This is a genomic window from Achromobacter sp. DH1f (assembly GCF_000633435.1).
Taxonomy (GTDB): Bacteria; Pseudomonadota; Gammaproteobacteria; order Burkholderiales; family Burkholderiaceae_B; genus Achromobacter; species Achromobacter deleyi.
In genome coordinates this window covers 257,335-277,124 of sequence record NZ_AYMF01000029.1, presented here as the reverse complement: position 1 = coordinate 277,124, position 19,790 = coordinate 257,335, and the positions used below count along the sequence as shown (strand labels likewise).

At 64.8% G+C, this 19,790-nt stretch carries 23 protein-coding genes, 2 tRNA genes and 1 pseudogene; 5 read left to right on the top strand and 21 right to left on the bottom strand.

The window, feature by feature from the left end; translation table 11 throughout:
- Positions 1-13 precede the first annotated feature (13 nt).
- The 3 genes from gcvA to U858_RS0125490 form a co-directional block, all read right to left on the bottom strand.
- Positions 14-916 (bottom strand): transcriptional regulator GcvA, encoded by a 903-nt coding sequence (gene gcvA / locus U858_RS0125500; protein ID WP_029954295.1) that lies wholly within the window; start codon positions 914-916, stop codon positions 14-16.
- A gap of 137 nt (positions 917-1,053) precedes the next feature.
- A tRNA-Asn gene (locus tag U858_RS0125495) sits at positions 1,054-1,129 on the bottom strand.
- 67 nt (positions 1,130-1,196) lie between these two features.
- Positions 1,197-1,997 carry an IclR family transcriptional regulator gene (locus U858_RS0125490; protein ID WP_029954294.1) on the bottom strand — a complete coding sequence of 267 codons (801 nt, stop codon included), beginning with the start codon at positions 1,995-1,997 and terminating at the stop codon, positions 1,197-1,199.
- A gap of 206 nt (positions 1,998-2,203) precedes the next feature.
- On the opposite strand from U858_RS0125490, the gene U858_RS0125485 reads away from it, so the two are divergent.
- The 3 genes from U858_RS0125485 (at position 2,204) to U858_RS0125475 (ending at position 6,073) form a co-directional block, all read left to right on the top strand.
- Positions 2,204-3,598 carry an amidase gene (locus tag U858_RS0125485; RefSeq protein ID WP_025139956.1) on the top strand — a complete coding sequence of 465 codons (1,395 nt, stop codon included), beginning with the start codon at positions 2,204-2,206 and terminating at the stop codon, positions 3,596-3,598.
- A 33-nt stretch (positions 3,599-3,631) separates the two neighbouring features.
- Positions 3,632-4,597 carry a tripartite tricarboxylate transporter substrate binding protein gene (locus U858_RS0125480; protein ID WP_025139955.1) on the top strand — a complete coding sequence of 322 codons (966 nt, stop codon included), beginning with the start codon at positions 3,632-3,634 and terminating at the stop codon, positions 4,595-4,597.
- Positions 4,598-4,684: 87 nt separating this feature from the next.
- On the top strand, positions 4,685-6,073 hold the full coding sequence (locus U858_RS0125475) for a gluconate:H+ symporter (protein ID WP_025139954.1): 1,389 nt from the start codon (positions 4,685-4,687) through the stop codon (positions 6,071-6,073).
- 69 nt (positions 6,074-6,142) lie between these two features.
- Here the strand turns inward: U858_RS0125475 and U858_RS35085 are convergent, their stop codons facing one another.
- The 8 genes from U858_RS35085 to petA all read right to left on the bottom strand — a co-directional run bounded on the left by U858_RS35085 (position 6,143) and on the right by petA (position 11,642).
- A complete protein-coding gene (locus U858_RS35085; RefSeq protein WP_081821730.1) occupies positions 6,143-6,349 on the bottom strand; it encodes a sulfatase in 207 nt (68 codons plus the stop codon).
- The gene (locus U858_RS35080) at positions 6,350-7,108 is read right to left on the bottom strand and encodes a GAF domain-containing protein (RefSeq protein WP_232786604.1); all 759 of its coding nucleotides are present in this window, start codon (positions 7,106-7,108) and stop codon (positions 6,350-6,352) included.
- 191 nt (positions 7,109-7,299) lie between these two features.
- Positions 7,300-7,375 (bottom strand) — tRNA-Thr (locus U858_RS0125470).
- Between the two features lie 67 nt (positions 7,376-7,442).
- Entirely contained in the window at positions 7,443-7,886 is a 444-nt protein-coding gene (locus U858_RS0125465; protein ID WP_025139953.1) for a ClpXP protease specificity-enhancing factor, read from the bottom strand.
- 12 nt (positions 7,887-7,898) lie between these two features.
- The gene (locus tag U858_RS0125460) at positions 7,899-8,510 is read right to left on the bottom strand and encodes a glutathione S-transferase N-terminal domain-containing protein (RefSeq protein WP_006388039.1); all 612 of its coding nucleotides are present in this window, start codon (positions 8,508-8,510) and stop codon (positions 7,899-7,901) included.
- 151 nt (positions 8,511-8,661) lie between these two features.
- Positions 8,662-9,513, bottom strand: a complete 852-nt coding sequence (locus U858_RS0125455; RefSeq protein ID WP_025139952.1) for a cytochrome c1 — start codon at positions 9,511-9,513, stop codon at positions 8,662-8,664.
- 24 nt (positions 9,514-9,537) lie between these two features.
- A complete protein-coding gene (locus tag U858_RS0125450; RefSeq protein ID WP_025139951.1) occupies positions 9,538-10,926 on the bottom strand; it encodes a cytochrome bc complex cytochrome b subunit in 1,389 nt (462 codons plus the stop codon).
- A 74-nt stretch (positions 10,927-11,000) separates the two neighbouring features.
- Positions 11,001-11,642, bottom strand: coding sequence for a ubiquinol-cytochrome c reductase iron-sulfur subunit (gene petA, locus U858_RS0125445; protein ID WP_025139950.1), 642 nt, complete (start codon positions 11,640-11,642; stop codon positions 11,001-11,003).
- Between the two features lie 140 nt (positions 11,643-11,782).
- Here petA and mscL point away from each other — a divergent pair, with 140 nt between their 5' ends.
- Positions 11,783-12,232 carry a large conductance mechanosensitive channel protein MscL gene (gene mscL / locus U858_RS0125440; RefSeq protein ID WP_025139949.1) on the top strand — a complete coding sequence of 150 codons (450 nt, stop codon included), beginning with the start codon at positions 11,783-11,785 and terminating at the stop codon, positions 12,230-12,232.
- A 377-nt stretch (positions 12,233-12,609) separates the two neighbouring features.
- Here mscL and U858_RS0125435 read toward each other — a convergent pair whose 3' ends face one another.
- Positions 12,610-13,386, bottom strand: a complete 777-nt coding sequence (locus U858_RS0125435) for a Nif3-like dinuclear metal center hexameric protein (RefSeq protein WP_025139948.1) — start codon at positions 13,384-13,386, stop codon at positions 12,610-12,612.
- 19 nt (positions 13,387-13,405) lie between these two features.
- On the opposite strand from U858_RS0125435, the gene U858_RS0125430 reads away from it, so the two are divergent.
- Positions 13,406-14,560 carry a trypsin-like peptidase domain-containing protein gene (locus U858_RS0125430; protein WP_025139947.1) on the top strand — a complete coding sequence of 385 codons (1,155 nt, stop codon included), beginning with the start codon at positions 13,406-13,408 and terminating at the stop codon, positions 14,558-14,560.
- A 120-nt stretch (positions 14,561-14,680) separates the two neighbouring features.
- Here the strand turns inward: U858_RS0125430 and U858_RS0125425 are convergent, their stop codons facing one another.
- The 9 genes and pseudogenes from U858_RS0125425 to hisA all read right to left on the bottom strand — a co-directional run bounded on the left by U858_RS0125425 (position 14,681) and on the right by hisA (position 19,759).
- Entirely contained in the window at positions 14,681-15,118 is a 438-nt protein-coding gene (locus U858_RS0125425; protein WP_025139946.1) for a helix-turn-helix transcriptional regulator, read from the bottom strand.
- 136 nt (positions 15,119-15,254) lie between these two features.
- Positions 15,255-16,046 (bottom strand): twin-arginine translocase subunit TatC, encoded by a 792-nt coding sequence (gene tatC / locus U858_RS0125420; RefSeq protein ID WP_025139945.1) that lies wholly within the window; start codon positions 16,044-16,046, stop codon positions 15,255-15,257.
- Positions 16,047-16,279: 233 nt separating this feature from the next.
- A pseudogene (tatB, locus tag U858_RS36455) lies at positions 16,280-16,750 on the bottom strand (Sec-independent protein translocase protein TatB); the annotation flags it as partial.
- 72 nt (positions 16,751-16,822) lie between these two features.
- Positions 16,823-17,050 (bottom strand): Sec-independent protein translocase subunit TatA, encoded by a 228-nt coding sequence (gene tatA, locus U858_RS0125410; RefSeq protein WP_025139943.1) that lies wholly within the window; start codon positions 17,048-17,050, stop codon positions 16,823-16,825.
- A 14-nt stretch (positions 17,051-17,064) separates the two neighbouring features.
- Entirely contained in the window at positions 17,065-17,433 is a 369-nt protein-coding gene (locus U858_RS0125405; RefSeq protein WP_025139942.1) for a histidine triad nucleotide-binding protein, read from the bottom strand.
- A 16-nt stretch (positions 17,434-17,449) separates the two neighbouring features.
- Positions 17,450-17,800: a phosphoribosyl-ATP diphosphatase gene (locus U858_RS0125400; RefSeq protein WP_025139941.1), complete on the bottom strand. Its 351-nt coding sequence runs from the start codon at positions 17,798-17,800 to the stop codon at positions 17,450-17,452.
- Positions 17,797-18,201, bottom strand: a complete 405-nt coding sequence (gene hisI / locus U858_RS0125395; protein ID WP_025139940.1) for a phosphoribosyl-AMP cyclohydrolase — start codon at positions 18,199-18,201, stop codon at positions 17,797-17,799. The genes U858_RS0125400 and hisI overlap by 4 nt, the downstream gene beginning before the upstream one ends.
- 2 nt (positions 18,202-18,203) lie before the next feature.
- Positions 18,204-19,022 carry an imidazole glycerol phosphate synthase subunit HisF gene (gene hisF / locus U858_RS0125390; RefSeq protein ID WP_025139939.1) on the bottom strand — a complete coding sequence of 273 codons (819 nt, stop codon included), beginning with the start codon at positions 19,020-19,022 and terminating at the stop codon, positions 18,204-18,206.
- On the bottom strand, positions 19,019-19,759 hold the full coding sequence (hisA, locus tag U858_RS0125385) for a 1-(5-phosphoribosyl)-5-[(5-phosphoribosylamino)methylideneamino]imidazole-4-carboxamide isomerase (RefSeq protein ID WP_025139938.1): 741 nt from the start codon (positions 19,757-19,759) through the stop codon (positions 19,019-19,021). Before hisA ends, hisF begins: the two co-directional genes overlap by 4 nt.
- Positions 19,760-19,790 lie beyond the last annotated feature (31 nt).

The following is a 19,790-nucleotide window of genomic DNA, read 5'->3' as shown; positions in this document are numbered from 1 at the left end:
AAAACTAATGCGTTCAGTCAGATGCCGCGGCGTCTGCCAACCAGGCATGGAAGGCCTGCGCCGTGTCGTTGGTTTTGCCGCGCGGGCTGATGAACCACCAGCCGATGCGGGCGTCTTCCAGAACCGTATCCGGCAGGGCCTGGACCAGTGCACCGCTGGCCAATTGTGCGGCGATCATCCGGTGACGGCCCATCGCCAGGCCCTGCCCGGCCAGCGCGGCTTCGACCACAATGTTGTAGTCGTGCAGGCGCACCGTCTGGGCGCGGCCCAGATCCAGGCCGAAGCGACGGGCCCAGGCATCCCATTCGAAAGGGTGTTTGGTGTGCGAGGCCAGAAGCGGATAGCGCAGCAGGTCGTCGGGCGTGCGCGCACGCCGCTTGCCAGCTACCAGGGCCGGTGCACAGACCACGGACAGCCGTTCGGACATCAGACGCCGCGCCCGCACGCCAGGCCACGTGCCGCGGCCATAGCGGATCGCCACGTCGACCTCGCCACCTGCCACATCCGCCAGGCCGATATCGGGCAGCAATTGCAGGTCGATCTCGGGATGGGCGGCGGCAAAATCCGGCAAGCGTGGCGCCAGCCAGCGCGTCGCGAACGAGGCCAGCAGCCCCACCTTGAGCACGCGCCGTTCGGTGGCCGGCGCGCGGATCGCCTCGGTGCCCTGGCGCAGCAGTTCAAAGGCGGCATGCACCCGCTGGTAGTAGGCCTGCCCGGCCGGTGTCAGCGCCACGGCGCGGGTACGGCGTTCGAACAGCGCCACGCCCAGTTCCGTCTCCAGCCGCTGGATATGGTGGCTGATGGCGCTTTGCGTGACGAACAGTTCTTCCCCTGCCAGGCTGAAGCTCAGGCGCCGTGCGGCGGCCTCGAAGGCGCGCAGCGAGACCAGGGCGGGCAGGGATCGGTGGGAACGCATGGGGGCGGCAGGTGGGACCAGGGATGCGCGTCATCCTACGCCGGGTGGCGGGCGCAATGCAAAAAAGCCCTTCAAATGAGACCCGCCAATGCAAAAGGCCCGCAACAACGTTGCGGGCCCTTCAGTACTGCATTCTTTGGCTCCCCGAGCTGGGCTCGAACCAGCGACCTGCGGATTAACAGTCCGTCGCTCTACCGACTGAGCTATCGGGGAACAGGTAGAGGGGCCGAATTATGCACAAATTTTGCGGGGAATGCAAAACGGGTGCGTGCGGACCGTTTTACCCCTGCTGGATGGCCTGCGCCGTGCGGAACAATTGCGGCACGATGTCCTGCTGCAAGCGGTCGACGGGATAGTCGTGGCGCAGTGCCCGCACGCTGATGGCCGCCAGCGGCGCATTGCGCGCATCGCGCATCAGCACGGCGGCGCCCACCTGGTTCTGCAGCACCTGGTCTTCGGTCAATGCATAGCCGTCTTCGCGGGCCTGGCGCACCAGATCCGCCAGTGCGTCGGGGGCGGTCACGGTGCGCGGCGTGTAGGCGCGAGGCGGCGATTGCCGCAGCGCGGCCTGCACGCCGGCATCGTCCAGCGTGGTGAGCAACATGCGGCCGCCGCTGTTGCACCACGCCGGCATGCGGCGCCCGGGCAGCATTTCGGCCAGCGTCAGCTGGCGGCTGGGCAGGCGCAGCAGATAGATCATGTCGCCGCCGGCCAGGACGCTCAGGTGCACCGCCAGCCCGCAGCGGTCTCGCAGCGCCACCAGATGCGGCGCGGCCATCGAGACCAGCCGGTCGTTGCGCAGGAAGAAATAGCTCAGCTCCACCACGCGTGAGCCCAGGCGATACCGGCGCGTCGCCGGGTCCTTGACCAGGTAGTCCAGTTTTTCCCAGGTATGCACGAAGCGCTGCGCAGCGCTCTTGCCCAGGCCGGTCAGGGTGGCGATGTCGGTCAGGCCCAGCGATTCGGTGGCGTCGCGGAACGCTTCCAGCACGCGCATGCCCTTTTCCAGCGAGGCAACGAAGAGCGGGTCGTCGGCCGCGGCAGCGGGCAACTCAGCGGCGGGGGGCTTGCGCGGGGCCATAGTGGGATTCGTCCGAAAAGCGACCAAAAGGCGTTCTGTGGGCGTGGTTCACGAGTTTCCCCGAATTGTCCGGGAACGGGATAGCCACTATAAAGTTAATTATTCAATACTTTGTATCGCATAGCAATACACCCAGGCTGCACATGACGATTGCCCCGCTGTCCGCTCCCCCCTCCCTTTCCGCCACGCCCTCTCCGCTCTGCCACATGACCGCCATGGCGCTGCGTACCGACATCGCCGCCGGCCGGGTCAGTGCGCGCGAGGTCACCGCAGCGCACCTGGCGCGCATCGCCGACGTGAATCCCCACGTCAATGCCGTGGTGACGTTGGACGCAGAGCGCGCCATGGTGATGGCCGCCGCTGCCGACGAACGCCAGGCCCGCGGCATGGCCCTGGGCCTGCTGCATGGCCTGCCGGTGGTGCACAAGGATTCGTTCCTGACCGCCGGCATGCGCACCACGTATGGCTCGCCCGTGTACCGCGACTTCGTGCCCGGCCACGACAGCCTCATCGTCAGCCGCCAGCGCGACGCCGGCGCCATTACGCTGGGCAAGAGCAACCTGCCCGAGTTCGGCGCCGGCTCGCAGACCTACAACACCGTGTTCGGCGCCACCCGCAATCCCTACGATCTGCGCATGACTGCCGGCGGCAGCAGCGGCGGCGCCGCGGCCGCCCTGGCCGCGCGCATGGTGCCGCTGGCCGATGGCACGGACATGGGCGGCTCGTTGCGCAACCCGGCTTCGTTCTGCAACGTGGTGGGCCTGCGGCCGTCGCCTGGCCGCGTGCCGCAATGGCCCAGCGCCAACCCCTACAACGCCTTGACGGTCGCCGGGCCCATGGCGCGCACCGTGGCCGACGTGGCGCTGCTGCTGGCGGCCACTGCGGGCCAGGACCCGCGCGATCCGCTCTCTATCGAGCAGGACCCGGCGCGCTTTCTGGACAGCCTGGAACGCGACTTCAAGGGCGTGCGTATCGCCTATGCGCCCACCTGGGGCGGCTTGCCGACCGAGCCCGCGATCGTGGCGGCGCTGGCGCGGCAACTGCCCGTGTTCCAGACCTTGGGCGCGATCGTCGACGAGGCCTGCCCCGACTTCACCGGCGCCGATGCCGCCTTCCATGCGCTGCGCGGCCAGGTGTTCGCCGTGGGGTACGAGGCCACGCTGCGCGAACACCGCGCGCGGCTGAAGGATTCGGTGATCTGGAACATCGAACTGGGCCTTACCCAGCCGGCGGCCGCGGTGCTGCAGGCCGAGCGCGACCGCACCGCCCTGTTTGCGCGCATGCATCGGTTCATGCAGACCTACGAATTCATGATCGGCCCCGTCAGCCAGGTGCTGCCGTTTGCCGCAGAAACCGAAACGGTGGCGCAGATCGAAGGCGTGCCCATGAACAACTACATCGATTGGATGCGTTCGGGCTACTACCTGTCGCTGACGGGCCATCCCGCCATCTCCGTGCCCTGCGGCTTTGCGGCCAATGGCTTGCCCGTGGGCATCCAGATCGTTGGCCGCTACCGCCAGGAACACGCGCTGCTGCAACTGGCGCACACGTTCGAACAAGCCACCCAGTTCTGGCGCCAGGCGCCTGTCTTGCCGTCCTGACCTTCACTTCATAAAACACAAGGGGAATTCCAGATGCACAAACCGCTCGCCCGGGCGCTTGCCCTATGCCTGCTGTCCGCCGCGCCGTTGTGGGCCAGCGCGCAAAACTATCCCGACAAGCCCGTCACGATGGTGGTGCCGTTCCCGCCGGGTGGCTCCACCGACGTCATTGGCCGCCTGCTCGCGGCCAAGCTGGGCGCGAGCCTGGGGCAGACCGTCGTGGTCGAGAACAAGCCCGGCGCGAATACGGGTATCGGTGCCGCGGCCGTGGCCCGCGCGGCGCCCGACGGCTATACCTTCATGATCACCGGCGCGCCCACGTTCACGCTCAATTCGCTGCTTTACCCCAACCTGAACTACGACCCGCTCAAAAGCTACGAATACGTGGCCATCGCGGGCAGCACGCCGTTCGTCATCCTGACCAACCCGCAGACAGGCATCGGCAGCGTGGCCGACATCACCCGCAAGTCCGCCACGCAACCGCTGAGCTTCGGCTCGTTCGGCAATGGCTCCACGCCGCATATCGCGGGCGAATCCCTGGCTCAGCTCACCGGCGCCAAGCTGTTGCATGTGCCTTACCGCGGCAGCGCGCCCGCCATGACCGACCTGATCGGCAACCAGATCCCTTTGTCCATCGATACGCTGGTGGCCAGCCTGCCGCAGATCAAGGCGGGCAAGGCCCGTGCGGTGGCGCTGACGGGTCGCACGCGGTCGGCGCTGGCCCCCGACGTGCCCACGGTTGCCGAAAGCGGCGTGGCCGGCTACGACTTCGAGACCTGGTTCGGCATCGTGCTGCCGCGCGGCACGCCGGCCCCCATCGTCGAACGCCTGTCCAAGGAAATCCAGGCGGTCATGGCGCAGCCGGACACCCGGGCCAAGCTGCAGGATCTGGGCTTTGACGCCACCTACCAGGATCCGGCGGCGTTCCGCAGCAAGGTCACAGCGGAGCTGGACCGCAACGTGACCATCATCAAGGCGGCGGGGATTCGTCCCGAGTGACAGGGGTATTTCAGGACGGCGCCGGCTGATCCCTTATCATGGCACCCAGAAGGTTCGCGACCTCTCTCGTTTTTTCTGGGTTTATCCATGTCTTCGTTCGACATTCAATTGCTGCTCACCGCCCTGGTGAGCGTTCTGGTGCTGGTCGCTCTCATCGTTTCGCGCATCCGCATGCATCCGCTGCTGGCGCTGCTGATCGTTTCCCTGGGCGTGGGTTTTGCCACCGGCATGGAACCCACCGCCATCGTCAAAAGCCTCACCGACGGCGCCGGCAAGACGCTGGGCGCAGTAGGCGTGGTGATCGCGCTGGGCGCCATGCTGGGCAAGATCCTGGCCGATTCCGGCACCACTGAACGCCTGGCCAACGCCATCCTGGCCCGTACCTCGGTCCGCCTGATTCCCTGGGCCATGACGCTGGTGGCCTTTGTCATCGGCATTCCCATGTTCTTCGAAGTGGGCCTGGTGGTGATGCTGCCGCTGATCTTCAGCGTGGCGCGCAAGCTCGAAAGCCAGGAACGCTTCAAGGGCTCGGCCTACGTCTATGTGGGCGTGCCCGTCATTTCGGCCCTGGCGGCCATGCATGGCATGGTGCCGCCCCACCCCGGGCCGCTGACCGCCATCGCCAGCCTGAAGACCACGGTCGGCCCCACCATGATCTACGGCTTCATTGCCGCACTGCCCGCCATGATCCTGGGTGGCCCCCTGTACGGCGCCTTCATCGCGCCGCGCATGACCACCCGCCCCGATGACGCCCTGCTCGAGCAGTTCACCGCCACCCAGGAAACCGCCAACGGCCGCGCCCCGGCCAGCGTGGGCCTGGGCGTGCTGGCGGCCCTGCTGCCGGCGCTGCTGATGCTGGTGCATGCGGTGGCCGAGATGCTGCTGCCCAAGGGCTCGGGCCTGCTGCACGCGGCAGCCTTCCTGGGCAACCCGCTGGTCGCCATGCTGCTGGGCGTGCTGTTCGCCATGGCCACCCTGGCCCTGCCGCGCGGCGGTGATGCCGAAAAACTGCGCGGCGCACTGGGCCAGAGCCTCAAGCCTATCGCCGGCATCATGCTGATCATCGCCGGCGGCGGCGCGTTCCAGCAGGTGCTGACCAGCGCCAAGGTCGGCGACGCCATCGTGCACCTGACCCAGCAGTTTGCCTTCCCGCCGCTGATCCTGGGCTGGCTGATCGCCATGCTGCTGTCGGTGTCCACCGGTTCCGCCACGGTCGGCATCGTCGGCGCCGCGGGCCTCCTGGCCCCGCTGGCGGGCGCCGACCCCAACCTGAACCTGCCCCTGTTGGCGCTGTCGATCGGCTGCGGCTCGCTGTTCTTCAACTACGCCAATCACGCGGGCTTCTGGATGGTCAAGGAATCCTTCGGCATGACCATGGGCGAAGCCACCAAGACCATTTCGGTGGTGCAGTCCATCGTCTCAGTCGTGGGCCTGATCATGGTGCTGCTGTTCAATATGTTGCCGGCGTTGGGGTGATGCCCCTGCTGGAAATGCAAAAGGCCCAACCAGTCGGTTGGGCCTTTTGCTTGCCGCCGAATTTGGGACTCAGGCGGGGGCCAATTTTTTCAAGGGCGATGGCGGACCGGCATCTTCGTGCGCGCCCTGCCTGATTCCTGCGCTTCCGCTGGTAATGGCACGTACGCCCACGTCGGTAAGCGTCAGTTCACGTACCTTGATGACTGCACCCGGTTTCGAAATGAGCTTGGACTCTTTGACGAACGCCTCGGACGGCTTTCTGATGGCAGTGTTCATTCAATACCTCTGGGTGACAAAGTGGCTGATGGCTTTGGTTCCTGCACCAACAATTTCCACGACATCGTTACGTTCAAATAGCGACCGGTCACTTGAGTCCAAGTAGATCACGCCGATGGGGTGCTGTCCAGATCGGTCCAAGACAGGTACGGCCATTGCGGAGTAGCGCCCCGGCCCCAGTTTTCGTGCTTCTGCCTCCGTGTAGCCCCACTCTTGCACTAATTCGTTGCGCAGTTGCTCTTCAGTTCCGTGTTGACTGGACATCACCAAGGGCTTCTTGCTGCGAATGGCTCTGCCCGTTATGCCCGTATGGATTGAAAACGTTCGTCCGACTCCTTCACCACCCGAGCCTGCGTAGTTGATGATCTGTTCAATCTGTTGCGGGTCATGGATGGGAGGAACAACTCGATGAAAGGTCGCACGGATATCGGCGCCACAGCCGCGTTTGTCGCACCATTCCGAAAGCATGGTGTGCACGGTGGATACTGCAGCGTATAGCCCCTCGTGGACGACATCTGGGCCTTCTTTCTGGTCTTCAGCGCGGGCCGTCGCAACGCGTACGATTGTCGCGATTGCGAGCCATATGCATGCAGCGGTGGCGAAGCCGAATATCCATGGATCGAACGTGGGTTCACGCCAGCTCTTGATCGCGGCGGAACCTGCCACGATGATTGGAGGGCCATTGAATAAAACTTCTCTAGGCGATTTCTTTTGCCAGAAGCGCTTTCGCTGTGCTCCTGGAAGATGATTTGCATTCATGCAGCGGAGCCTCGCCAAGCCTGAGAGTAGGCTTGATTGTAGCGTCGCGCTCCCCGGCAAAAGAGAGGCGAACACGCCGAAACGAGCAAGTCAGACAAGGTCCGTGTTGAATTCTTATCGACCAAAAAAAACCGCGCAGCCTTGGCTGACGCGGAATTTCAAGCGGTTGTTACCGCTGGCCAGATTTGAATTGGTGCCGGTGAAAGGAATCGAACCCTCGACCTTCTCATTACAAGTGAGCTGCTCTACCAACTGAGCTACACCGGCGTGGCGTGCCGGGGCACGCGCAGGGACCGCATTGTAATTAAAAAACGCGACCCCTGCGTGGCGCTCGCTATTTGACGATCGTCAGGCGCGGACGCTTGGGTTCGTCATCGCCGCCGTCGTCGTCAGGCGCGGCATCCGCGTCGGCTTCGGGCGTGGCGGTGTCGGACGCGTTCTGCGTGCCCGGCGCCGGCGGTTCGTAGGGCTGCACTTCGAAGCCCATGCCTGCGCCGGTTTCGCGCGCGTAGATGGCGCTGACGGCGCCCACCGGAACGTAGACGTTTTCGGTCACGCCGCTGAAGCGGGCCTGGAATTCGATGAATTCATTGCCCAGCACCAGGCGGTTGGTGGCCAGCGTGCCGACGTTCAGAGTGATCTGTCCGTCGCGCACGTGGGCGACGGGCACCATCGTGTGCTCGTCGACCTGCACAGTGATGTACGGCGTGTAGCCGTTATCGGTGCACCATTCGTGCAGCGCGCGGATCAGGTACGGTTTGGTCGAAGTTTCACCCATCACGCAACAACCTTAGCGACGCATCACTTTTTCCGAAGGCGTCAGCGCTTCGATGTAGGCCGGACGCGAGAAGATGCGTTCGGCGTACTTTTGCAGCGGCGCTGCGTTCTTGGGCAGTTCGATGCCGTAGTGATCCAGGCGCCACAGCAGCGGGGCCACGGCCACGTCGAGCATGGAGAATTCCTCGCCCAGCATGTACTTGTTCTTGAGCAGCATGGGGGCCAGCTGGGCCAGGCGGTCGCGGATGTTCTGGCGGGCGTTGGCCAGCTTCTTCTCGTCCGGCTTGGCGCTGCGGTCTTCCAGCGTCGAGACGTGAACGAACAGTTCTTTCTCGAAGTTGTACAGGAAGAGGCGCGTGCGGGCGCGCATGACCGGGTCGGCGGGCATGAGCTGCGGGTGCGGGAAGCGTTCGTCGATGTACTCGTTGATGATGTTCGACTCGTACAGGACCAGGTCACGCTCGACCAGAATGGGCACTTGACCGTACGGGTTCATCACCGAGATGTCTTCGGGCTTGTTGTACAGGTCGATGTCGCGGATCTCGAAATCCATGCCCTTTTCGAACAACACGAAGCGGCAGCGTTGCGAAAACGGACACGTGGTTCCGGAATAGAGCACCATCATGGCGGTAAGTCCTTTATGAAAAACGAAAGGCCAGCGCCTTAATCTAGCAGGCGCTGGCCCCGATTGCCAGGCGGGGATAGGCGTACAGCCCTATCCGCCGCTTCCGGCTCCGATATTGGGGACGGAAGTTGTGCCTGGCGGGGCGTTGCGGTTAGCGCACGTGTTTCCAGTAAGAGGCGTTCAAACGCCACATCACTAGGAAAAACAACAGCAGGAACAACATGACACCGACGCCGAGCTTGACGCGGAAAGTCTGGACGGGCTCGGCCATCCAGGACATGAACGCGGTCAGGTCAGCGACGTCGTTGTCGTATGTTGCGACTTGGGCCGGGTTGGCGGCCTTAAATTTGGCATCGAAGGTGGCATGGCCGTGGTATTTGTCTACCGGTTCGGCCTTGACCGTGGAAAAACCTTGAGCATCGTACACCGTCGTGACCCGTTCCCAGGTATTCGGGGTGCCTTCCTTGCCCTCGACCTCGTGCATGGCGACGGTGGTCAGCTCGCGCGGACCCTGCCGTTCCCAGAGGGCGTGGGGCATGCCGACCGACGGAAACACCAGGTTGTTCCAGCCCGTGGCGCGTGACGTGTCGCGGTAGAACGTGCGCAGGTAGGTGTAGATGTAGTCGGAACCCGAGGGGCCGGCGTTGACGGATTTGGCACGGGCGATCACGGACAGGTCCGGGGGCGTCGTGCCAAACCACTTCTTGGCGTCCTTGGGCGTCATGGCGATATTCATCATATCGCCCACCTTTTCGCCGGTGAACAGCAGGCTTTCCTTGATTTGCTGGTCGGTCAGCCCGATGTCCTTGAGCTTGTTGTAGCGCATCGATGACGCGCTATGGCAGTTCAGACAGTAGTTGACGAACAGCTTGGCGCCGTTTTGCAGCGACGCGACATCGTTGACGCGGTAAGGCGCCTTGTCCAGCGGAAAGCCGCCTTCAGCGGCGTAAGTGGCGGTACACGTGAGCATCAAGGCCACGGCACCAATCAGCTTCTTGATCATGGTTAGTCCGTTATTCTCGTGGGCTCAGTGGGCGTGGAACGTGACGCGGTCGGGCACTTTCTTGAAGGTGCCCAGGCGGCTCCAGACCGGCATCAGGAAGAAGAATGCCAGGTACAGCAGCGTGCCGATCTGCGACGTGATGTTCAACGGCGGACTGGGCGGCTGCGTACCGATGTAGCCGAGCACCAGGAAGTTGACCATGAAGATGCCGTAGATCCACTTGTGCCAGGTGGGGCGGTAGCGGATCGACTTGACCGGCGAATGGTCCAGCCACGGCAGGAAGAACAGGATGACCACGGTGCCGCCCATGGCGACCACGCCCCAGAACTTGGCATCGATGGCGCGCAGCAGCACGGCCACGATGATCAGGATCGCGGGGATGGCGATGCGCATGAAGCCCTTCAGGTTGCTCTTGACGAGCAGCGCGATGGCGCCCAGCACCGAAGCGCCGGCCAGGACCCACGTGAATTCATCGGTGGTGGCGCGCAGCATCGAGTAGAACGGCGTGAAATACCAGACCGGGGCGATGTGCGGCGGCGTCTTCAGCGAGTCAGCAGGGATGAAGTTGTTGAACTCGAGGAAGTACCCGCCCATTTCCGGCGCGAAGAACACGATGAAGGCAAAGACGAGCAGAAACCCCGCAACGCCGACCAGGTCGTGCACCGTGTAGAACGGGTGGAACGGAATACCGTCTTTGGGCCGGCCGTATTTGTCTTTCGGGCCTTCCTTGATCTCGATGCCGTCCGGGTTGTTCGAGCCGACTTCGTGCAGCGCTACCAGGTGAGCGGCCACCAGGCCCACCAGCACCAGCGGAATGGCGATGACGTGGAAGGCGAAGAAGCGGTTCAGCGTGGCGTCGGACACGACGTAGTCGCCGCGGATCCAGATCGACAGCTCGGGGCCGATGAACGGGATGGCCGCGAACAGGTTCACGATCACCTGTGCGCCCCAGTAGGACATCTGGCCCCACGGCAGGAGGTAGCCGAAGAAGGCTTCGGCCATCAGACAGAGGAAGATCGCAACGCCGAAGATCCACACCAGTTCACGCGGCTTGCGGTACGAACCGTAGAGCAGCCCGCGCAGCATGTGCAGGTAGACGACGACGAAGAACATCGACGCGCCGGTGGAATGCATGTAGCGCACCAGCCAGCCCCACGGGACCTCGCGCATGATGTATTCGACGGATTGGAACGCGCGTTCGGCGTCCGGCTTGTAATGCATGACCAGGAAGATGCCGGTCACGATCTGCAGCACCAGCACCAGTAGCGCCAGTGAGCCAAAGAAATACCAGAAGTTGAAGTTCTTCGGTGCGTAGTACTCGGACAGATGGGCTTTCCAGGTGGAAGTCACCGGGAAGCGCCGGTCCAGCCAGCCCAACAGGCCTGTCGTCTCGACGGTTTTCTCGCCAGCCATGTAACGGCTCCTTCTCTAATACGTGGCGTATTTGTTTTACTTACGTAATTCGGGAAAAAAGCGCGACGCGAGCGTCAGGCCTTGTTGTCTTCATCAACGCCCACGATGATGCGGGTGTCGGTGAGATACTGGTACGGCGGAACTTCGAGATTATCGGGAGCAGGCTTGTTCTTGTAGACCCGGCCAGCCAGGTCGAACGTGGAGCCGTGGCACGGACAGAGGAATCCGCCTTGCCATGAGGCGCCCATGCCGCCACCGCCACCTGTCTCGAAGTGCGCGGTGGGCGAGCAGCCCAGATGAGTACAGATACCGACACAGACGAAGATTTCGGGCTTGCGCGACCGGCCTTCGTTTTCGGCGTATTTGGGGGTGAACCCGGCGCGTTTGGAGTCAGGGTCCGCCAGGAGGGCGTCCTGGCTTTTGAGGCCGGCGAGCTGCTCGGGAGAGCGGTGGATGATCCAGACAGGTTTTCCGCGCCATTCCACCGTTTTCATTGTGCCGACGGGAATGTCGCCGATGTCGACTTCGACAGGGGCTCCGGCGGCGCGGGCTTTTTCGGAGGGGGAAAACGTGCTTACTAGGGGTATTGCCGTTGCGACACCTGCTACGCCACCCACAGCACAGGCGGTGGTAACCCAGAAACGTCGCGAAGGATCAGGTGGCAGGTTGGGATCAACCGCACCGTCATCGTCATGCACCAGCGTATCCTGACTCATCTTCCTATCCTTGTTGATGCGCCCGCTCTACGAGTAGCATCACTTCTGCGGCATCGGGTTCGCGGGAATGTGTAACAACATAGCAACCGCGTATTATAGCGCCAGCCCACTGGCGGGCGTATCACGAATGGAGTGCTTTTATGAGCAAAGCGACTGGTTTCGTCAAAGAATTCCGAGATTTCGCGGTTAAAGGTAATGCGGTTGACTTGGCGGTCGGTGTGATCATCGGCGCAGCATTCGGCAGGATTGTCGATTCGCTGGTCAAGGACATCGTCATGCCATTGGTCAATTTCGTGCTTGGCGGGTCTGTCGATTTCTCGAACAAGTTCCTGGTGCTGTCGATGCCTGCGGGATACAACGGGCCGATGACTTATGCGGATCTGACGAAGGCGGGCGCGAACGTGTTCGCCTGGGGCAATTTCGTCACGATCATCATCAACTTCGTGTTGCTGGCGTTTGTGATTTTCTGGATGGTGAAGGCGATCTACAAGGCTCGCACGAAGGCCGAGGAAGCGCCGGCCGCGCCGGCTGCGACGCCCGAGGATGTGGCGCTGCTGCGCGAGATCCGGGATCTGCTCAAGCGGCCGTAAAGACAAGGCGCCCTTCGGGGCGCTTTCTTTTTGTGGTTGCAGGGTGTGTTTGCTGGTGGCGGCGCGGTGCTTCGTGGGCCGCCCGGGGCGGGTTGCGCACCCGTGTGGCGCGCCAACGATTGCGGTCCGGAGCCTTCGCTCCGGACTGCCCCTTCGTCATCTTCGTCCTCGCCTTCGGCGACTCCTTCAGATTCCCTCGGGCGCATCGACGGCGCGCCACACGGGTGCGCAACCCGCCCCGGGCTACAAATGTCGGATTTTGCAGACCGTCAGACCGAGGATTGTGTGCGGGATTTGCGGGGCCCGCCGATTGCGGCCGCGCGGGCGGCCAGCAATCGGCTTACGCGCTTGTGGGGCGTTGTGGCGCCCCACTTTCTTTACACCGGGTTATCCAGGTCGACGAAGTCGACCTGGATGCCGAAGCGGTCGGCGACGGCTTGGCCCAGGGCATGGACGCCGTAGCGTTCGGTGGCGTGGTGGCCGGCGCCGATGAAGGCGACGCCGGTTTCCTGGGCGAGGTGGAAGGTGGATTCCGAGGCTTCGCCGGTGATGTAGGCGGTGGCGCCGGCGTCGATGGCGTCGGCGAGCATGCCTTGGGCGCCACCGGTGCACCAGGCGATGCGGGCCAGGGGCTGGTCGGGGTTGCCGACGACGAGGGGCTGGCGGCCCAGGCGTTGCTGGACGCGGGCGGCAAGGTCGCCCAGGGTGGGCAGGTCGGGGGCGGTGCCCAGCCAGACGAGGTTGTCGGCGCCACAGGTGCGGGGCGTGCCGTCGTCGCGGCGTTCGGGGGTGAGGCCCAGGATGCGTGCCAGTTGGGCGTTGTTGCCCAGCGTGGGGTGGGCGTCCAGGGGCAGGTGGTAGGCGTAGAGGTTCAGGTCGTTTTTCAGGGCCAGAGCCATGCGAGTGCGGCGGGTGCCGATGACGCGGCGGTCTTCGTTGCGCCACATCCAGCCGTGGTGGACGAGCACGGCGTCGGCGCCGCGTTCGACGGCGATGCGCAGCAGGGCTTCGCTGGCGGTGACACCGGTGATAATGTGTCCGACTTCGGAACGGCCTTCCACCTGCAGCCCGTTGGGGCAGTAGTCCTTGAAACGGGCGGCTTGCAGGGTGTCGTCCAGCCAGTTGGCCAGGACGTGGGAGTCCACTTTATTCATTGCTAGTCCTATCAGAAACATGCGCCGATATTGGCTGATCTTCGCTCAGGCCGTCACGGTCTGCCTGGGTATTCTATTCGTGGTGACCACTTTGCGGCCCGATCTGCTGCGGTTGGGCGGGCCGGCAGTGGCGCCGCCCGCGCCTCAGCAGGCGGTGAGTGCGCGGCCGTTGGCGGGGGCGGTGTCGTATGCGGACGGGGTGGCGCGGGCTGCGCCGTCGGTGGTGAATGTGTACACGACCAAGCACGTGAATGTGCCGTTGGTGCCGCTGCCGGACGATCCGATCCTGCGCCAGTTGTTCGGGCAGGTGCCGGGGGTGAGCCGGCGTCAGCCCAGCACCAGCCTGGGGTCGGGGGTGGTGGTGAACCACGACGGTTTCGTGCTGACGAACTATCACGTGGTGCAGGCGGCGGACGCGATCGAGGTGGCGTTGGCCGACGGGCGCAAGGATACGGCGAAGGTGGTGGGCGCCGACCCGGATACGGATCTGGCGGTGCTGAAGCTGGCGACGCTGCGCAATCTGCCGGCGGCAACGCTGGCGCCGGATCGCGGCCTGCGGGTGGGCGATGTGGTGCTGGCGATCGGCAATCCGTTTGGCGTGGGGCAGACGACGACGCAGGGCATCGTGTCGGCGTTGGGGCGCAACGGGCTGGGCCTGAACACGTACGAGAATTTCATCCAGACGGACGCGGCGATCAACCCGGGCAATTCGGGCGGTGCGCTGGTGGATGCGCAGGGCAATCTGGTGGGCATCAACACGGCGATCTATTCGGAATCGGGCGGATCGCTGGGCATCGGCTTTGCCACGCCGATCGATATCGCGCGCAAGGTGATGGACGAGATCGTCAAGACAGGCGGCGTGAAGCGCGGCTGGCTGGGCGTGGAACCGCAGGACCTGACGGCGGAACTGGCGCGGGCATTCCAGATGGATGCGAACGCGCGCGGGGTGATCATCGCGGGCGTGATGCGCGACGGGCCAGCCGCCAAGGGCGGGCTGCGGGTGGGCGACATCGTGCAGACGGTGAACGGCAAGCCGATGACGGATACGTCGGGACTCTTGGCCGAAATTGCGCAGTTGCCGCCGGGGCAGCGTGCCACGCTGGGCGTACTGCGCGGCGGCAAGGCGACCGAGGTGGCGGTGGTGGTGGGCACGCGCCCGGGGCTGCCGCGCTAGCGGGCGCGAGTGGCAAGGGGGGGCCTGACGTTCGGCCTGGGGCTGTTGATCTGACGTGACCGCTGGCAGGTGGCGCGTGGTTCGGTGGCCGGGCCGTGGGGCGCGGTGCGTCGACCCAGCTCATGACATACCCCGGGTGATACCCGCGCGTCGCAAAGGCCGCTGCGCCTTGGTGGCTCGGCTTGTGCCCGGGTCTTCGAGCATCAGGCGCACGACTTTCAGTATTTTCCTTTGGGTGGTTTCTGGCTGACGGTGCAGCAGTGCGCAGATTTCGCTGCAGCAGCCGGCCGTCATGTTTTCGGCCGCTGCAGCATCAGGCGCGGCCGGCGTGGCGCCAGGCACGACGGGACTGGCCACGCCGTCGGTCAGCCAGGGCACTTGGGTGTCCAGTGCCTGGGCCAGCCGCAGCAAGGTGCTGCGGGTGGGCGAGTAGCGCTCTTCGCGAGTGAGGATGCGGTGGATGCAGGACTGCGGCACGCCGGACAGGCGCGCCAATTGATTCTGGCTTTTGATGCCGCGACGCCGCATCAGGGCGCGCAGCCGAAGGGCAAGCGACATGGATGCAATGTAGGATTGCAGCCGGCTTCCAACAAGCGGAAACGGTCCGCTTGTTGAGTCGCTTTGGCAGGAAATGGATGCCGGGGGCGGCCTGCCGAGGGCGCAAGGCCCCCGGTATCGTCGCGATGGCGCCGGCTTAGTGGCGCTCGGTCAGCGAGCCGTCGGCCGGGGCGTCTTCGGCGCCTGGCTTGGGGGTGACCATGCGTGCGCAGATCAACCCGATTTCATACAGCAGGCACAGCGGCACGGCCAGCATGAACTGGCTGACCACGTCGGGCGGCGTGACGACGGCGGCGATGATGAAGGCGCCCACCACCACGTAGCCGCGCGCGCTCTTGAGCTTGGACAGCTCGACCACGCCCATGCGCACCAGCAGCACCACGGCCACGGGAACTTCGAAGGTGATGCCGAAGGCCATGAACATCGTCATGACGAAGCTGAGGTAGGCCTCGATGTCAGGCGCCGGCGTGATGGACTGCGGCGCGAAGGTGGCGATGAAGTGAAAGACCGTGCGGAACACCACGAAATAGCAGAACGCCATGCCCGCGATGAACAGCAGCGTGCTGGAGATGATCAGCGGCAGCGCCAGGCGCTTCTCGTGTTTGTACAGGCCGGGCGCGACGAAAGCCCAGGCCTGGTACAGCACCACGGGCAGCGCCACGATGAAGGCGGCCATCATCGTGACCTTGACCGGCACCATGAAGGGCGTGATGACGCCGGTGGCGATCATGCGGGTGCCTTGCGGCAGCGAGGCCAGCATGGGCTGGGCCAGCACGTCGTAGATGGCCGAGGCGCCGGGGTAGATGAACAGGATGATGAACACGACCACCACGGCGGCGACGGCGCGCAGCAGACGGGTACGCAGTTCGACCAGATGGGAGATGAAGCTTTCCTGCTGGCCGTCTTCTTGGGAGGCGTCCTGGGTCACGTTGTCGTTCCGGAGGGCGTGGCGGGCTTGGCCGGCGGGGTGTCGCCAGCGGCGGGCGAAGTTGCGGCAGGCGATCCTGCGGCGGGCGATCCCGCGGCGGGCGCGCTGGGCGTCTGGGCGGGTTGCGGGGCGGGTGCGGGTGGAGCAGCCAGCACGGGGGCGGGCGTATCCAGATCCAGGCTCAGGTTCGGGCTGGGCGGCGCGATGGTGCGCGGCGCGTCGGGGGCGGCAGGCGAACCTGCGGCAGGCGATCCTGCGGCAGGCGAACCCGTGGCAGGTGCATCAGCCGTCGTCGCAGCGTTGGCCGAGGGCGTCGTGGCGGGTTGGCCGGCCAGCGGTTGCATCAAGGGTTCGGCGGGGGCAGCGTCGGTGGCTGCAACGGCGGCCGGCTTGCCGCTGGCTTCGCGGGCAACCTCATCAAGCTCGGCGCGGAATTGCTGGACGGGTTCCTGCAGCGCGGCATGGGTGTCGTTTAGCGACTGCTGCACGCCTTGGGCGGCGTCTTCCATTTCGCTTTTGAACTTGCGCAGTTCGTCCAGCTCGATTTCGCGCTGGATATCGGATTTCACGTCGTTGACGTAACGCTGCGCGCGGCCCAGCAGGTGGCCGACCGTGCGGGCGACCTTGGGCAGGCGTTCGGGGCCGATGACGATCAGCGCGACGACGCCGATCACCATCAGTTCAGTGAGGCTGACATCAAACATTCGACGGCCGCTCGGGAATTGAGGCTATGAGGGCCGGCCGGTTCAGGCCGGGCCCGGGGGGCGAGCAGGCGCTCAGGGGTTGGACTTTTCCTTGGCCTGCACATCGATGGTGTCGCCGGCCACGCGTTGTTGCGCGATCGGTTCGGCGGGCTTGTCGCCGTTGGCGTCTTTCATGCCTTCCTTGAAGCCCTTGACGGCGCCGCCGAGGTCGGAACCGATGTTGCGCAGTTTCTTGGTGCCGAAAATCAGCGCCACGATGACCAGAACGACCAACCAATGCCAAATGCTAAAGCTACCCATGACGGTTCTCCGTATTACGCGGTGGGGGCCACGCGCCCTTTCCAGGGTCGCGAGCCGCCGATGATGTGGAAATGCAGATGCGGGACTTCCTGGCCGCCTTCGACGCCAGAGTTGATCATGATGCGAAATCCGCCATCAGGGCCCGGACGACAACCGTTTTCAGCGGCAAGCCGCGGCGCCAATGACATCATTCTACCCAACCAACCTGCGTCCTCACCCGTAATATCCTGCATGGATGTGACATGACGTCGAGGGATGAGCAGCAAATGCACCGGTGCGGCCGGATTGATATCGTGGAATGCAACAAAGTCCTCGTCCTCGTAGACCTTCTTGGACGGGATTTCGCCAGCGGCGATCTTGCAGAAAAGACAGTTGGCGCTCATTTTTGCAGGTTCCGAGTCAGTCTTGGGGACGGCTGGCCTTCTCGGCCAGGCCCGACAGGCCCTCGCGGCGGGCCAGTTCGGCCAGCACGTCGTCGGGGCGCAGGTTGAAGTGCGTCAGCGCGACCAGGCAGTGAAACCACAGGTCGGCGGTTTCGCTGACGATGCGGTCGGGCACGCCGTCCTTGGCGGCCATGACCAGTTCGGTGGCCTCTTCGCCGATCTTCTTGAGAAAGGCGTCGGGGCCCTTGGACAGCAGCTTGGCTGCGTACGACGCCTTGGGATCGCCGCCGTTTTCAGGGCGGCGGGTTTCCAGGGTGTCGGCGATGCGGGCCAGGACGTCGTGGGCGCTAAGGGGCGTATCGGTCATTTGTAGATCAGTTCGGGGTCTTTCAGCACCGGGTCGACGGTGACCCAGGCGGCCTGGTCGGTCTGCCCTTCCAGGCGGCGGTAGAAGCAGCTGGCGCGGCCGGTGTGGCAGGCGATGCCGCCTTCCTGGTGAACCTTGAGCAGCACCACATCGCCGTCGCAGTCCAGGCGCAATTCATGCACTTGCTGCACGTGGCCCGATTCTTCGCCCTTGCGCCACAGGCGCTGGCGCGAACGCGACCAGTACACCGCGCGGCCGGTGGCGGCGGTTTCGGCGAGCGACTCGCGGTTCATCCAGGCGACCATCATGATCTGGCCGTTGTCGGCGTCCTGCGCGATGGCGGGGATCAGGCCGTTTTCGTCGAAGACGACGTCGGCCATCCAGCTGGGTTCGTTGCTCATTTCTATAACCTCACTTCAATGCCTTGCTCGGCCATGAAGCGCTTGCATTCGCCGACCGTGTGCTGGCCGAAGTGGAAAATGCTGGCGGCCAGCACGGCGCTGGCCCGGCCGGTGGTGACGCCGTCGGCCAGGTGTTGCAGGTTGCCGACGCCGCCGGAGGCGATGACGGGCACCGGCACGGCGTCCGAGACGGTGCGGGTCAGTTCCAGGTCGAAGCCCGACTTGGTGCCGTCGCGGTCCATGCTGGTGAGCAGGATTTCACCGGCGCCATAGGCGGCCATGCGGCGGGCCCAGGCCACGGCGTCCAGCCCGGTGGCCTTGCGGCCGCCATGGGTGAAGACTTCCCAGCGCGGCGCTTCGCCCGGGGCGGATACCCGGCGTGCGTCGATGGCGACCACCACGCATTGCGAGCCGTGGTAATCGGACGCGGCGCGCACCAGGTCCGGGTTGGCCACGGCGGCGCTGTTGATGCTGATCTTGTCGGCGCCGGCATTGAGCAGGCGCTGGATATCGGACACCTGGCGCACGCCGCCACCGACGGTCAGCGGAATGAAGACCTGCGAGGCCACCTGCTCGATGATGGGCAGGATCAGGTCGCGGCCGTCGCTGGTGGCGGTGATGTCCAGGAACGTGAGTTCGTCGGCGCCCTGCTCGTTGTAGCGGCGGGCGATCTCGACGGGGTCGCCCGCATCGAGCAGGTTGACGAAATTGACACCCTTGACGACCCGGCCGGCGGTGACGTCAAGGCAAGGGATGATGCGGCGGGTCAGTGCGCTCTGGGCGGGCGCGCCGGCCTCGGGGGACCTGCTGGGAGTGGTCATTTTGCCAATTCGTCGGCGCGGGCCTGGGCCGCTTGGAAGTCGAGCGTGCCTTCGTAGATGCTGCGGCCCAGGATGGCGCCTTCGACGCCCTCTTCCTCGACGGCGCACAGCGCTTCGATGTCCTGGATGCCGGCGATGCCGCCCGAGGCGTACACGGGGATGCGCACGTGCTGCGCCAGGCGCACGGTGGCTTCGACGTTCACGCCCGACAGCATGCCGTCACGGCCGATGTCGGTGTAGATGATGGCTTCGCAGCCGTAGTCTTCGAACTTCTTGGCCAGGTCGAGCACGTCGTGGCGGGTCAGCTTGCTCCAGCCGTCGGTGGCGATCTTGCCGTCGCGGGCGTCCAGGCCGACGATGATCTGGCCCGGGAAGGCGCCGCAGGCGTCCTGCAGGAAGCCCGGGTTCTTGACCGCGGCGGTGCCGATGATGACGTACGAGATGCCGGCGTCGAGGTAGCGTTCGATGGTGTCGAGATCGCGGATGCCGCCGCCGATCTGGACGGGGATGTCGTCGCCGACGGCGTCCAGGATGGCCTTGATGGGCGCTTCGTTCTTGGGCTTGCCGGCGACGGCGCCGTTCAGGTCGACCAGATGCAGGCGGCGGGCGCCTTGCTCGAGCCAGCGGGTGGCCATGGAAGCGGGGTCTTCGGAGAACACCGTTGCATCGTCCAGGTCGCCCTGGCGCAGACGCACGCAGCGTCCGTCTTTGAGATCGATGGCGGGGATCAGCAGCATGGTGGGCAGCGGGAAAATATAGGTTGAATGG